16 protein-coding genes are annotated in these 14031 nt (G+C 67.1%); 15 read left to right on the top strand and 1 reads right to left on the bottom strand.

Annotated features, from left to right (window positions below; translation table 11 throughout):
- Positions 1-24 precede the first annotated feature (24 nt).
- The 5 genes from mntR to AC3ITN_RS11420 all read left to right on the top strand — a co-directional run bounded on the left by mntR (position 25) and on the right by AC3ITN_RS11420 (position 4357).
- Positions 25-483 carry a manganese-binding transcriptional regulator MntR gene (gene mntR / locus AC3ITN_RS11440; RefSeq protein WP_313340833.1) on the top strand — a complete coding sequence of 153 codons (459 nt, stop codon included), beginning with the start codon at positions 25-27 and terminating at the stop codon, positions 481-483.
- Complete coding sequence (gene tadA / locus AC3ITN_RS11435) at positions 476-1000, top strand: tRNA adenosine(34) deaminase TadA (RefSeq protein WP_313340835.1); 525 nt, start codon at positions 476-478, stop codon at positions 998-1000. The genes mntR and tadA overlap by 8 nt, the downstream gene beginning before the upstream one ends.
- Before the next feature lie 113 nt (positions 1001-1113).
- Positions 1114-1686, top strand: a complete 573-nt coding sequence (orn, locus tag AC3ITN_RS11430; RefSeq protein ID WP_313341881.1) for an oligoribonuclease — start codon at positions 1114-1116, stop codon at positions 1684-1686.
- 498 nt (positions 1687-2184) lie between these two features.
- Complete coding sequence (locus AC3ITN_RS11425; protein ID WP_313340837.1) at positions 2185-3054, top strand: EcsC family protein; 870 nt, start codon at positions 2185-2187, stop codon at positions 3052-3054.
- A 190-nt stretch (positions 3055-3244) separates the two neighbouring features.
- Positions 3245-4357 carry an alkene reductase gene (locus AC3ITN_RS11420; RefSeq protein ID WP_489390570.1) on the top strand — a complete coding sequence of 371 codons (1113 nt, stop codon included), beginning with the start codon at positions 3245-3247 and terminating at the stop codon, positions 4355-4357.
- A gap of 233 nt (positions 4358-4590) precedes the next feature.
- On the opposite strand, the gene ppsA is transcribed toward AC3ITN_RS11420, so the two are convergent.
- Positions 4591-6969: a phosphoenolpyruvate synthase gene (gene ppsA, locus AC3ITN_RS11415; RefSeq protein ID WP_313340842.1), complete on the bottom strand. Its 2379-nt coding sequence runs from the start codon at positions 6967-6969 to the stop codon at positions 4591-4593.
- 144 nt (positions 6970-7113) lie between these two features.
- Here ppsA and ppsR point away from each other — a divergent pair, with 144 nt between their 5' ends.
- The 10 genes from ppsR (at position 7114) to AC3ITN_RS11365 (ending at position 13565) form a co-directional block, all read left to right on the top strand.
- Entirely contained in the window at positions 7114-7935 is an 822-nt protein-coding gene (gene ppsR, locus AC3ITN_RS11410) for a posphoenolpyruvate synthetase regulatory kinase/phosphorylase PpsR (RefSeq protein WP_313340845.1), read from the top strand.
- 109 nt (positions 7936-8044) lie between these two features.
- Positions 8045-8557 carry a DUF1249 domain-containing protein gene (locus AC3ITN_RS11405; RefSeq protein ID WP_489390569.1) on the top strand — a complete coding sequence of 171 codons (513 nt, stop codon included), beginning with the start codon at positions 8045-8047 and terminating at the stop codon, positions 8555-8557.
- 59 nt (positions 8558-8616) lie between these two features.
- Positions 8617-9105: an NUDIX hydrolase gene (locus AC3ITN_RS11400; protein ID WP_313340849.1), complete on the top strand. Its 489-nt coding sequence runs from the start codon at positions 8617-8619 to the stop codon at positions 9103-9105.
- Positions 9106-9357: 252 nt separating this feature from the next.
- The gene (locus AC3ITN_RS11395; protein ID WP_313340851.1) at positions 9358-9972 is read left to right on the top strand and encodes a CDP-alcohol phosphatidyltransferase family protein; all 615 of its coding nucleotides are present in this window, start codon (positions 9358-9360) and stop codon (positions 9970-9972) included.
- Between the two features lie 52 nt (positions 9973-10024).
- A complete protein-coding gene (gene phaE, locus AC3ITN_RS11390; RefSeq protein WP_489390568.1) occupies positions 10025-11101 on the top strand; it encodes a class III poly(R)-hydroxyalkanoic acid synthase subunit PhaE in 1077 nt (358 codons plus the stop codon).
- A complete protein-coding gene (gene phaC, locus AC3ITN_RS11385) occupies positions 11098-12168 on the top strand; it encodes a class III poly(R)-hydroxyalkanoic acid synthase subunit PhaC (protein WP_313340855.1) in 1071 nt (356 codons plus the stop codon). Before phaE ends, phaC begins: the two co-directional genes overlap by 4 nt.
- Complete coding sequence (locus tag AC3ITN_RS11380) at positions 12165-12557, top strand: YfeK family protein (protein ID WP_313340858.1); 393 nt, start codon at positions 12165-12167, stop codon at positions 12555-12557. Before phaC ends, AC3ITN_RS11380 begins: the two co-directional genes overlap by 4 nt.
- Positions 12558-12588: 31 nt before the next feature.
- A complete protein-coding gene (locus tag AC3ITN_RS11375) occupies positions 12589-12795 on the top strand; it encodes a PspC domain-containing protein (protein ID WP_313340860.1) in 207 nt (68 codons plus the stop codon).
- Positions 12792-13232, top strand: coding sequence for a hypothetical protein (locus AC3ITN_RS11370; RefSeq protein ID WP_489390567.1), 441 nt, complete (start codon positions 12792-12794; stop codon positions 13230-13232). Before AC3ITN_RS11375 ends, AC3ITN_RS11370 begins: the two co-directional genes overlap by 4 nt.
- Before the next feature lie 117 nt (positions 13233-13349).
- Complete coding sequence (locus AC3ITN_RS11365; RefSeq protein WP_489390566.1) at positions 13350-13565, top strand: hypothetical protein; 216 nt, start codon at positions 13350-13352, stop codon at positions 13563-13565.
- Positions 13566-14031: the final 466 nt, after the last annotated feature.

Below are 14031 nucleotides of genomic sequence, written 5' to 3'. Positions count from 1 at the left end.
TGGCAGCCGCACGACGGAGCCTGCATGACCCCCGCCAGCCGCAAGACGCCGACCCCGCTGATCGATGCCCAGGTGCACGTCGAGGGATTCGTGCAGGTGCGCGAGGCGCGCCGTTCGGAGCTGGTGGAAGACTACGTGGAGTTGATCGCCGACCTCATCGCCGACGGCCGTGAGGCCCGGCAGGTGGATATCGCAACCCGTCTGGGCGTGGCACAGCCCACCGTGGCCAAGGCGCTCAAGCGCCTGGTCAAGGAAGGCTGGGCGGTACAGCGACCGTACCGGGGCGTGTTCCTGACCCCGGCCGGCGAGCAGCTGGCGGTGGAGATGCGCGCGCGCCACCAGACCGTGGAGCGTTTCCTGTTGGCACTGGGCGTGGATCCGGATTCGGCGCGCCGCGATGCCGAGGGCATCGAGCATCACGTCAGCGAGGCCACCCTGGCCGCGTTCGAGGCCTTCGTGCGCAAGAGCGATGGCCATGGTTGAGCGCCTGCCACCGCCGCCGCCGCTGGGCGTGCCGGTCCACGACCAGGACGAACACTGGATGCAGCACGCGCTGCAGCTGGCCGAACGCGCCGAGCGCGAGTTCAACGAGATTCCGGTGGGTGCGGTGCTGGTGGCGGCCGATGGCACGGTGCTGGGCGAGGGCTGGAACCTCAACATCGCCGACCACGACCCCAGCGCGCATGCCGAGATCGTGGCGATGCGGCAGGCGGGGCGGGCGCTGGCCAACCACCGGTTGCTGGGCAGCACGCTGTACGTGACCCTGGAGCCCTGCGCGATGTGCGCGATGGCGGTGGTGCATGCCCGCGTGGCGCGGCTGGTCTATGCCGCCAGCGACCCCAAGACCGGCGCCTGTGGCAGCGTGTTCGACCTGCTGGGCGATGCACGCCACAACCATCGCGTGGAAGTGCACGGCGGCGTGCTGGCCAAGCAGGCAAGCACGCGGTTGACCAACTATTTCCGCGCCAAGCGCGGCAAACCGCCGCTGCTGCTGGAATAAGTCCGCCACGTCGCGTGCGTTTTCACGACGGAGGCACGCCGCCAAGGCGGTATCATGGCGTCCTACACACCCAGGCCGGCGTTGCGACGTTGGCCCCTGCACAAGGCGAAGACATGGCGGACAACGGCGCAGAAGGCGAACGACTGATCTGGATCGACCTGGAAATGACCGGTCTGGATACCGACAACGACGCGATCATCGAGATCGCTACCGTGGTCACCGACGCGCAGTTGAACGTGCTGGCCGAAGGCCCGGAGTTCGCCATCCACCACCCGGTGGAGCGCCTGGAAGCGATGGACGAATGGAACCGCACCCAGCATCGCCGTTCGGGCCTGTGGCAGCGTGTGGTCGACAGCCAGATCACCTTGGGCCACGCCGAAGCGCAGACGGTGAATTTCCTGGCGCAGTGGATCAAGGCGGGTGCCTCGCCGATGTGCGGCAATTCGATCTGCCAGGACCGCCGGTTCCTGCACCGTGAAATGCCGCGGCTGGAGAAGTATTTCCATTACCGCAACCTGGACGTGTCCACGGTGAAGGAACTGGCCAAGCGCTGGGCACCGTCGGTGGCCGCCGGCGTGGGCAAGACCGCCAGCCATACGGCGCTGAGCGACGTGCACGATTCGATTGCCGAGCTGCGCCACTACCGGCAGTTCATGGGTGCGCTGTCGGGGCTGCCGGCGGCCTGACGGATGGCCGGCCGCTGGCCGGCTCCGCTCGAAATCGTAGTGCCGGCCGCTGGCCGGCTCCGCTCGAAATCGTAGTGCCGGCCGCTGGCCGGCTCCACGGATATCCGGCCCGAAACGGTAGTGCCGGCCGCTGGCCGGCTCCACGTATGTCCGGCCCGAAACGGTAGTGCCGGCCGCTGGCCGGCTCCACGTATGTCCGGCATCAAGCGGAGCCGGCCAGCGGCCGGCACTACCTGGTTCTGTTTGCATCAAGCGGAGCCGGCCAGCGGCCGGCACTACCTGGCTCTGTTTGCATCAAGCGGAGCCGGCCAGCGGCCGGCACTACCTGGGTCTGTTTGCATCGTGGGGAGCCGGCCAGCGGCCGGCACTACCTGGTTCTGTTTGCATCGTGCGGAGCCGGCCAGCGGCCGGCACTACCTCTGGCTGCATCGTGGTAGCCGGCCAGCGGCCGGCACTACCGGCACGTTGTGTTCAAGCGGGCAGGGTTATCATCGGGCCATGACCCATATCGTCAGCATCACGCCGCCGCCGCTGGAATCGCAGATCCTGCCGACCTCGCAGGATTGGGCGGACCTGGAAAGGGCGGTCGCCCTGCTGGAGTCGCCCACGCTGACGGCCAAGATGGCCAACCTGATCGGTTCACCGCTGGAATTCGCGGTGAAGAAGCTGCCGCAGTCGGTGTCGCGGCGGATTCACGGGGCGGTCGAGGCCGCGCTGTTCAAATCGGCGCAGGCCGCGCTGTGGAGCATGGACAACACGCCCGGCAAGGCCGCTTCCACGCGCTGGCACAAGCTGGCCGCTGCCGCCAGCGGTGCGGTGGGCGGGGCCTTCGGCTTCACCGCGCTGTTCCTCGAATTGCCGGTGTCGACCACGATCATGATGCGCTCGGTGGCCGATGTGGCCCGCAGCGAAGGCTTCGACCTGCGCGAGATGGAGACACGCCACGCGTGCCTGGAAGTGTTTGCCCTGGGCGGACACTCCGGCGAGGACGATGCCAGCGAGACCGGCTACTACATCACCCGCGGCTTCACCGCCGAAGTGATGCGCCACCTCTCGGCAGAACTGGCCGGCGCGGCGGTGGGCGGTGGCGGAGTGATGATCGGCCTGACCCCGAAGGAGGCCGGCAAGTGGCTGGCCAAGATCGTGGAGAAGGTGGCCGCACGCTTCGGCGTGGTGGTGACCGAGAAGTTCGCCGCGCAGGCGGTGCCGATCATCGGCGCGGTCGCCGGGGCAACCCTCAATACCATGTTCACCGACTACTACCAGGACATGGCGCGCGGCCACTTCATCGTGCGTCGCCTGGAGCGGCAGTACGGCTACGAAACGGTGCGTGCGGCATACGCAATGCTGGCGGGACAGCGCCCGTAGCGACACGCCATGCGTGTCCCCCGCAGCCCACCCGAAGCCAGCGCGCCTCCTTCCGACGGTTGGCGTGGGACACGCGCGGCGTGCCGCTACGGATCATTGCACCCGCGGCACAACTGTTTTGCGCTGGCGGGCCTGTTTGCACGCGCCTGCGATCCCCATCCTTGCACCAGACTTTCCCCCAAGGATTCCCATGCTTTTCTCCCCCTATCGCCTGGGCGCGCTGACGCTGCCCAACCGTATCGTGATGCCGCCGATGACGCGCTCGCGTGCGGGTGATGGCAACGTGGCCACGCCCCTGATGGCCGCGTACTATGCCCAACGCGCCGGCGCCGGCCTGATCGTCAGCGAGGGCACCCAGATCAGCCCGCAGGGGCAGGGCTATGCCTGGACCCCGGGGATCCATGACCCGGCGCAGATCGCCGGCTGGCGTACGGTGACCGACGCGGTGCATGCCGCCGGCGGGCGCATTTTTGCCCAGCTCTGGCACGTGGGCCGGGTCTCGCACACCGCGCTGCAGCCGGACAGTGGGGCGCCGGTGTCGTCGTCCGCCCTCCAGGCCGAGGGCGTCAAGGTCTTCGTCGATGCGCATGGCACCGGCCCGCAGGGCGGGGTGGGCGAGATGGTGCAGCATTCCATGCCGCGTGCACTGAAGATCGAGGAGATCCCGGGGATCGTGCGCGATTTCGCACAGGCCGCGCGCAACGCGATCGAGGCCGGTTTCGACGGCGTCGAACTGCATGGTGCCAACGGCTACCTGATCAACCAGTTCATCGATTCGCAGGCCAACCAGCGCACCGATGGCTACGGTGGCCCGCTGCAGAACCGGCTGCGCTTCCTGCGCGAGGTCACCGAGGCAGTTGCCGCCGAAGTGGGTGCCGACCGCGTAGGCGTGCGGCTGGCTCCGTTGACCACGCTGCAGGGCGCGGTGGACGACACCCCGCAGGCCACCTACCTGGCTGCCGCGCACGTGCTGGACAGCATCGGCGTGGGCTACCTGCACATCGCCGAAGCAGACTGGGACGATGCCCCGGTGATGCCGGTGGCGTTCAAGGAAGCCTTGCGGATGATCTATCGCGGCACGTTGATCTACGCCGGCAAGTACACCGTCGAGCGCGCCGAGGAAGCGCTGGCGAAGGGCTGGGCGGACCTGATCGGTTTTGGCCGTCCCTTCATCGCCAACCCCGACCTGCCGCTGCGCCTGCAACACGGCCTGGAGTTGAACGCGCCGGACAAGGCCACGTTCTTTGGTGGGGCAGAAGCCGGATTCACCGACTATCCCATCGCGGAAGGGGTGGAGGCGTAATCCCGCATTCCTGGTGCCGGACCGGGTAGAGCCACGCCCTGCGTGGCTTCGCGGCGCCCGACCGGGTAGAGCCACGCCCTGCGTGGCTTCGCGGCGCCCGACCGGGTAGAGCCACTCCCTGCGTGGCTTCGCGGCGCCGGAACGGAGAGCAGCCACGCAGGGCGTGGCTCTACGGTCAGGTGCCCGAGCAGTTGGACGCACAAAAAACCCCGCCGAAGCGGGGTTTTTCGTTATCAGCCCTTGGCCTTCAACTTGGCCAGGCGCAGCCAGGTGTCGACCACGGTGTCCGGGTTCAGCGACACCGACTCGATGCCTTCCTGCATCAGCCACTCGGCCAGGTCCGGATGGTCGGACGGGCCCTGGCCGCAGATGCCGACGTACTTGCCCTTGGCGCGAGCAGCCTTGATCGCCATCGACAGCAGCTTCTTCACCGCCGGGTTCCGCTCGTCGAACAGGTGGGCCACGATCGAGGAATCGCGGTCCAGGCCCAGGGTGAGCTGGGTCAGGTCGTTGGAGCCGATCGAGAAGCCATCGAAGATCTCCAGGAACTCATCGGCGAGCAGTGCGTTGGACGGCACTTCGCACATCATGATGATCTTCAGGCCGTTCTCGCCCTGCTTGATGCCGTTCTGTTCCAGCACCTCGATCACCTTGCGGCCTTCTTCCAGCGTGCGCACGAACGGGATCATGACCCACAGGTTGTCCAGGCCCATCTCGTTGCGCACGCGCAGCACGGCCTGGCACTCCAGTGCGAAGGCGGCCGAGAAGCTCGGGTCGACATAACGGCTCGCGCCGCGGAAGCCGATCATCGGGTTCTCTTCGTGCGGCTCGTAGTTGCTGCCGCCGATCAGGTTGGCGTACTCGTTGGACTTGAAGTCCGACAGGCGCACGATGACCGGGTTCGGCGCGACCGAGGCGGTGAGGGTGGCGATGCCTTCGGCCAGGCGGTTCACATAGAAGCTGACCGGGTCGGCGTAGCCGGCGATCTTCTCGTCGATCTTCTTCCTGGTGGCCGCATCCTGGCGGTCGTACTCCAGCAGTGCGTTGGGATGGATGCCGATGTGGCTGGCAATGATCATCTCCAGGCGCGCCAGGCCGATGCCCGCGTTCGGCAGCTGGCCGAAGTCGAAGGCACGTTCCGGGTTGGCCACGTTCATCATGATCTTCAGCGGTGCCGGCGGCATGTTGCCCAGATCGGTGGTGGTGCGCTCGAACTCCAGGATGCCGTCGTAGATGAAGCCGGTGTCGCCCTCGGCGCAGCTGACGGTGACTTCCTGCCCGTCCTGGATCAGCTGGGTGGCGTTGCCCGAACCGACCACGGCCGGCACGCCCAGCTCACGCGCGATGATCGCGGCGTGGCAGGTACGGCCACCCCGGTTGGTGACGATGGCCGACGCACGCTTCATCACCGGCTCCCAGTCGGGGTCGGTCATGTCGGCGATCAGCACGTCACCTGGCTGCACGCGGGCCATGTCGTCCAGCGACTTGACCACGCGCGCCACACCGGCGCCGATCTTGGCACCCACGGCGCGACCTTCGGCCAGCACCTTGCCGTCCTTCTGGCTCAGCGCGAAACGCTCGATCTGGGTGGCGTGGCCACGCGACTTCACCGTTTCCGGACGCGCCTGCACGATGAACAGCTTGCCGCTCACGCCATCCTTGGCCCACTCGATATCCATCGGGCGGCCGTAGTGCTTTTCGATGATCAGCGCCTGCTTCGACAGTTCCTGCACGTCTTCGTCGCTGATCGAGAAGGTGTTGCGGATCCCGACCGGGGTGTCTTCGATGCGCACGCGCTCACCGGGGACATCCGAATACACCATGCGGATCGCCTTGCTGCCGAGCGAACGGCGCAGGATCGCCGGCTTGCCGGCATTGAGCGTGGGCTTGTAGACGTAGAACTCGTCGGGATTGACCGCGCCCTGTACGACCATTTCGCCCAGGCCGAAGCTCGAGGTCACGAACACCACGTCGCGGAAACCGGATTCGGTGTCCAGCGTGAACAGCACGCCGGACGAACCCACGCCCGAGCGCACCATCAGCTGCACGCCCGAGGACAGGAACACGTCTTCATGCTTGAAGCCGTGGTGCACGCGGTAGGCAATGGCGCGATCGTTGTACAGCGAGGCGAACACTTCCTTGACCTTGAGCACGACATCGTCGGCGCCGGTCACGTTGAGGAAGGTTTCCTGCTGGCCGGCGAAGGAGGCATCGGGCAGATCCTCGGCGGTGGCCGAGGAGCGCACCGCAACGGCTACGTCGCCGCCGCCGTTTTCGTCGCACAGCTGCTTGTAGGCAGTGCGGATGTCCTGGTCCAGCTGCGGCTGCAGCGGGGCATCGATCACCCAGCCGCGGATTTCCTTGCCGGCCACGGTCAGCGCAGCGACATCTTCCACGTCCAGCGTGGCCAGCTTGTCGAAAATGCGCTTGGACAGATCGTTGTGCGCGATGAAGTCCTTGAAGGCTTCAGCGGTGGTTGCGTAACCGCCGGGGACAGACACCCCCAGACCGGCAAGATTGCCGATCATTTCGCCCAGCGACGAATTCTTGCCGCCTACGCGGGCCAGGTCGGCCAAGCGCAGTTCGTGCAACCACAGGATATTCTCGTTCAAGCGCGATGCTCCGTTTGGCCATCGCCCGAGGCGGGCTTGGATGGCCACGTCCGTAGGAAGAAGCCGATATGATGCAGGGCAGACCGCCGTCGGCACAAGCTTGAATCGACGGCCTTTTTAAGCTGCAGAGGGGTAAAAAGGCACATGTCGACGATCCGTCCGGTGTTCTACGTCTCCGATGGAACCGGTATCACCGCTGAAACCATTGGACATAGCCTGCTGACCCAGTTCTCCGGGTTCAGCTTCATTACCGATCGAATGTCGTTCGTCGATGACCCCGAAAAGGCCCGCGAAGCCTGTGAACGGATCCGGGCGGCGGGGGAGCGCTACCAGGTGCGCCCCATCGTGGTCAGCTCCTGCGTGGACAGCGGGCTGAGCATCATCCTGGCCGAAAGTGGCGGGTTGATGCTTGACGTCTTCGCCCCCTTCATCGAGCCGCTGGAGCGCGAACTGGCGGTGAACCGCCATTCCCGGGTCGGCCAGGCCCACGGCATGGTGGACTTCGAGACCTACCACCGCCGCATCAACGCGATGAACTTCGCGCTGACCCACGACGATGGGATCGCCATCAATTACGACGATGCCGATGTGATCCTGGTAGCGGTGTCGCGGGCCGGCAAGACCCCGACCTGCATCTACCTGGCGCTGCATTACGGGGTGCGGGCGGCCAACTACCCGCTGACCGATGAGGACCTGGAGCAGGACCGCCTGCCACCCCGGCTGCGGCCCTACCGCAAGAAGCTGTTCGGCCTGACCATCGACCCGGACCGGCTGCAGCAGATCCGCCAGGAGCGCCGCCCGAACTCGCGCTATGCCAACCTGGACACCTGCAAGCGCGAGGTGGCTGCGGCCGAGACCATGTTCCGCATGGAGCGCATCCCGACCCTGAGCACCACCCACACCTCGATCGAGGAGATCTCCAGCAAGGTGCTGGGGACGCTGGGGCTGCAGCGCGAACTGTATTGAGCCGCCCATGAACCGGCAGGTCACGACCGTCGGTCGTGACCGGGCCGCGCCCCTTTTGGCCGGTCTCCGCCGTCCCCACGTTTGAGAGTCCAACGTGTAGGATCGAGACATGGCCCAGGCATCGCCCCGTATCGAACGCATCCCCCGGCTCAGCCGCCTGAGCTGGCTGATGGGGCTGTACGCCGAGAACTACCAGCACCTGGTGCGGCTGTTCGCGCCGGCCGAGCTGGTGCCCGGCAGCTATGTCTCCTCGGTGGGTGACGGGCTGGACGTGCGCCTGGACGTCATCGAGTGCCACCGGTACACGGTGGAACTGCGCCTGACCTACGACTTCGCGGACCCGGTCACCGGCCAGCCGGACCCGTCGGCGTACGTGCGCCTGTACCGCGACGCGCGCCAGGCCGAGACCACCCACTGCTACGTGGGCCGTCGCTGGCAGGACGTGGTGGGGATGTACCCGCCGCCGGCCGAGCTGATCAGCCACCGCATGCGCATGAACACCTTCCTGGGCAAATGGCTGGAATACCTGGCCGAGCGCGGCCACGGCGTGGCCACCCTGCGCCGCGATGGCGATGCGCTGGCGGCCCCGGCCGACACCCAGCGCAGCCGCGTGACCGGCTGAAACGCCGCCCCTGCGCGGATCGCGCATAATCGGCGTTTGTGTTCCCGAGCCCGTGCGTCATGCCCTATACCCCGATCGTGGCCACCCTTGGCTACGTGCTGTCGCCCGATGGCAAGCAAGTCCTGATGATCCACCGCAACGCCCGGCCCGGTGACCAGCACCTGGGCAAATACAACGGCCTGGGCGGCAAGGTGGAGCGCGATGAAGACGTGGCGGCGGGCATGCGCCGGGAAATCCTGGAGGAAGCGGGGATCGTCTGCGGCACCATGCGCATGCGCGGCACCATCAGCTGGCCGGGCTTCGGCAAGCAGGGCGAAGACTGGTTCGGCTTCGTGTTCGTGATCGAGGACTACACCGGCACCCCGCTGACCGCCAATCCCGAGGGTAGCCTGGAGTGGGTGGACGTGGACAAGCTGGAGCAGCTGCCACTGTGGGAAGGCGACCGCCAGTTCCTGCCGCTGGTGTTCGACGGCGACCCGCGGCCCTTCCACGGGGTCATGCCGTATCGCGACGGTGCGATGCAGTCCTGGTCGTACACCCGTCTCTGACGCCTGACCCGGTCCGGCTGGCGCCTTGGGCCGAGCGTGCCGGCTTATCCACAGGGGGTGTGGATGACCGGTGCGTAAGTTTGTGGATAAGCGCCGGCAGCGACCAGCCGCCTTGGCTGTCAAGATGGGTGGCTAAAAATTCACCGCATGTCGTTGTCCCGTGAGCGTCGCGCGAAGGGTCGCCTTCCGTGAAGGCTGTCCCGGTTTGGGCCGTCGCGGTACTCTCTTGCCATTGCCGTCCAAAGAGCCTCCATGAAACGTCACTTCACGATGCTGCGCGAGTTCCAGCTGGCCGACTGGTTCACCCTGGCCAATGCGTTCTGCGGTACCGGTGCGGTGTTCGCGGCGATGCGGTTCCTGCAGGACGGGGAGCGCAGCTACCTGCTGTTTGGCATGGCGCTGATTCCGCTGGCCTTCATTTTCGACGCGCTGGATGGCCGCATCGCGCGCTGGCGCAAATCCAGCTCGACCCTGGGCCGCGAGCTGGATTCGCTGTCGGACGTGATCTCCTTCGGCGTGGCCCCGGCCGCGCTGGCGTACGCCTGTGGCATGCAGGGCGGCTGGGACTGGCTGGTGCTGAGCTATTTCGTGTGTTGCGGCGTGAGCCGTCTGGCCCGCTACAACGTCACCGCGGAGTCGCTGGCCGGCGATGGCGACAAGGTGCCGTATTTCGAAGGCACGCCCATTCCCACCAGCTTGGCGCTGGTGGTGGTGCTGGCGGTGGCGGCCAGCATGGGCGCGATCGGCCACGACCTGTGGCTGGGCCGCTGGCAGCTGGGCCCGTGGCAGCTGCACCCACTGGTGCTGCTGTTCGCGCTGTCCGGCTCGCTGATGATCAGCAAGACACTGCGCATTCCCAAGCCGTGACCCGGAGCCCGTTGATGTTCCCGCCCTTGTCCTGCCCCTGTGGAGCGCTGCGATGAGCACTGCCGGAAGCGGCCACGACGCCGGCGACATCGAAGCCCTGGCGCGGCAGTACTTCAGCGCCTGGGGCGATGCGCTGCGGCATGCCGCCGTGCCGCCGCAGGGCGACGCGGCTGGCGCCGGGCCGGGCAGCTGGCAGCAGACCATCGAGGGTTGGGCGCAGCTGATGTCCAACCCGGGCACCCGGCAATCCGAAGACGCCGTGCACCGCTTCCGCGACCAGGCCGGTGGCTGGTACGGCACGATGCAGAAGGTGGCCGCGCGCTTTGCCGGCCAGGACAGCAGCAGTGCCGATATCGCCCAGGCCTGGCGCGAAGCCGTGGAAGGGCAGGGCGACGGCCTGCTGCAGTGGATGCTGCAGGGCGCCCGTGGCCACACCCAGCCCGGCGGGCCGGACCTGCTGGCGCTGCTGGAACGCCTGCAGCATGCGCTTGGCCCGTGGCTGCAGAGCCCGGCGTTCGGGCCGGCGCGCGAACACCAGGCGCGCTGGCAGGCGCTGATGCGTGCGCAGCAGGAGTACCAGGGCCATGCGCGCGACTACGTGGACCAGATCAAGCAGGCGCTGGACGACGCGTTCACGTTGTTCGAACAGCGCCTGGCCGAGCACGAACAACCCGGCAACCAGCTGACCAGCGCACGCGCGATGTTCGACCTGTGGATAGAGGTGGCCGAGGAGGCCTATGCCAAGGTCGCCCTGTCCGAGCCCTTCCAGCAGGTCTATGCATCGCTGGGCAACGCCCAGATGCGGCTGCGCGGGGCGGCCCAGCAGGAAGTCGAGCGGCTCTGCGAGTCGATCGGCATGCCCACCCGCACCGAGATGGATGCCGCGCACCGGCGCATCACCGAGCTGGAGCGACTGGTCCGGCGCATGGCCGCCGGCGCTGCCCCTGCCTCGTCGGCAGCACCGGCCAGACCGGCCAAGCCCGCGAAACCGGCCAAGCCCGTCAAGCCGGCGAAAACGGCCAAGCCCGCCAAGCCGGCCAAGGCCGCCAAACCGGCCAAGGCCGCCAGCGCAAAAGTGGTCAAACCCGACAAGCCAGCCCGGCCGCGCGCGCGCAAGGCGTCGCCATGAAGGGACCGCTGGGGTTCAACGCCGAGGACCTGCTGCAGGAAACGCTGTCCATGCAACGCAAGTTGATGGACGGGCTGAAGCTGCTGCCCGAGGTGGACGACGTGGACTACGGCGCCACCGCACGCGAGGAAGTGTGGCGCGATGGCAAGGTGGCGCTCTACCGGTTCGTCGGCGACGAAGCGCCGGTACAGCGCACCCCGCTGCTGATCGTGTATGCGCTGGTCAACCGCCCCTACATGGTCGACCTGCAGGCCGACCGCTCGCTGGTGCAGCGGCTGCTGGCGCTGGGGCACGACGTGTATGTGCTCGACTGGGGGTACCCGGACCGCTCCGAGCGCTACCAGACGCTGGAGGACTACCTGCTGCGTTTCGTCGATGGCGCGGTGGACCATCTGGTGGCCGCCAACGACGGCGCACCGATCAACATGCTCGGCATCTGCCAGGGCGGCGTGTTCGCGCTGTGCTATGCCGCGTTGCGCCAGCCCAAGCTGGCCAACCTGGTGACGATGGTGACCCCGGTGGACTTCCAGACGCCGGACAACATGCTGTCGCACTGGGCGCGCCAGGTCGATGTGGACCTTCTGGTCGATACGCTGGGCAACATCCCGGCCGACCTGATGAACGCCAGCTACCTGATGCTCAAGCCGTTCCGGCTCAACGTGCAGAAGTACGTGGGCCTGCTGGACATCCTCGACGACAAGGCGGCGCTGGAAGATTTCCTGCGCATGGAAAAGTGGATCTTCGATTCACCCGACCTGGCCGGCGAGGCCTTCCGTGACTTCATCAAGCAGTTCTACCAGGGCAACGGGCTGATGCACGACGGGGTGCGCATCGGGGTCGAGACCGTGCAGCTGGCCCAGGTCACGCTGCCGGTGCTGAACATCTATGCCGAACAGGACCACCTGGTGCCACCGGACGCGTCGCGGGCGCTGCGTGGGCGCATTGGCAGCACGGACTACACCGAAAGCAGCTTCCGCGGCGGCCATATCGGCATCTACGTGTCCGGCCGCGCGCAGCGTGAGGTGCCGGCCACCATCACCGATTGGCTGAAGGAACGCACGCCATGAACCGTCACGTGATGGCCGCTGCCGCCCTGGCACTGGCCCTGGCCGGCACCGCGCAGGCGGCGCCCAGCGAGACCGCCCGCCGCGAGATTGCCGGGCTGGTCGGTGCGCTGGATGGCTCCAGCTGCCGCTTCCAGCGCAATGGCAGCTGGCATGACGCCGCCGAGGCGCGTGCGCACCTGCAGCGCAAGTACGATTACCTGCTGAAGAAGGACAAGGTGGACACGGCCGAGCAGTTCATCGAGCGCGCCGCCAGCCAGAGCAGCATGAGTGGCACGCCGTACCGGATCGCCTGTCCGGGCCAGCCCGAGCAGACCGCTGCGGCATGGTTCGGGGCGCGGCTGAAAGCGCTGCGCCAGTCCACCGCGCCCGCTACACATCCGGTGCGCTAACGTAGCCCTTCCACTGCCGGAGGACCCTGCCATGAACACCACCGCGCCGCGCACGCTGTCGCGCTCGCTCAACGACCGCATGATCGCCGGGGTGATGGGCGGCATCGCCCACCGGTTCGGCTGGAACGTGACCCTGCTGCGGGTGCTGTTCGTGGTGGTGTCGCTGGCCTCGGCCGCGTTCCCCGGCATCCTGGTCTACCTGATCCTGTGGCTGCTGATCCCCAACGAGGCCGATTGAGCCTGGCGCCCACGGCGCTGCGCGTCCTGCAGGGGCTGGGCGTGTTCTGGACCGTGCCCAACACCCTGATCGGACTCCTCGGTGGCGTAGCCGGGATGGTGGCCGGCGCGCGGCCGTCGTTGAACCGGCGCGACCTGGCCATCGTGTTCCGTGACTGGCCGTGGGGACCGGGCGGGGCGATCACCCTGGGCAACGTGATCCTGCACACCGGCCCGGTCCTGGACGTGCCGTGCCGCACCTATGCCCACCAGGCCGGGCACTGCAGCGAACCGGTCATCGGCCTGCACGACCATGAACGGGCACACATCTACCAGTACATGGTGCTGGGACCGCTGTACCTGCCCGTGTACCTGCTGTGCGGTGGGGTGAGCGCGCGCAACCCGTTCGAGCGCGCGGCCGATGTGTATGCGATGACCGGGCGCGGCTGGTGGCCGTAGCGCTGCGTCATCTGCATGAAAACAACGGTTATTAGGCTGATGACAGATCAGTCAGGTTCGGCGCGTTAAGCTGCACGCTGTTGTACATGCATGACGTTTATTGGAGGAACACATCACATGGCAATCGTTCTTTATGTCGGTGGTAGCAAGGATGGCGACAAGGGCCTGGTGCCCCATGGATTCAGCAAGTCCCGCGCCGATACCGCAGCGGGTCCGGAGATCTACACCGAGCGGTTCATGGAACTGCAGGGGATCGGCAAGATCCGGGTGATGGCGCTGGAGTCGATGCGCGACGAATCGGTCATGCTGCGCGCCGCGCAGCATTACCGCTGAAACACCGCGTAGTGCCGGCCGCTGGCCGGCTCCAAGCAACCCCTGACGCATGTAGTGCCGGCCGCTGGCCGGCTCCAAGCAGCAACGAGATGTAGTGCCGGCCGCTGGCCGGCTCCAAGCAGCAACGAGATGTAGTGCCGGCCGCTGGCCGGCTCCACGCATCACCTTGACGTCATGAAGAGCCGGCCAGCGGCCGGCACTACCGTGCCCGGTCTATGGGTCATGAAGAGCCGGCCAGCGGCCGGCACTACCGTGCCTGGTCCATGGGTCATGAAGAGCCGGCCAGCGGCCGGCACTACCGTGCCCGGTTTATGGGTCATGAAGAGCCGGCCAGCGGCCGGCACTACCGTGCCCGGTTTATGGGTCATGAAGAGCCGGCCAGCGGCCGGCACTACCCGGTCGGCGACAGGTTCGGGGCGCACTGTCAACGGGTTCCCCCCGCCGCCGTGCGTTGCCACAATCGGGG

This window comes from Stenotrophomonas sp. KH_036_B, from assembly GCF_057839485.1.
Note: the sequence above shows the minus strand (reverse complement) of the source record. Positions and strands in the feature narration are given on the sequence as shown.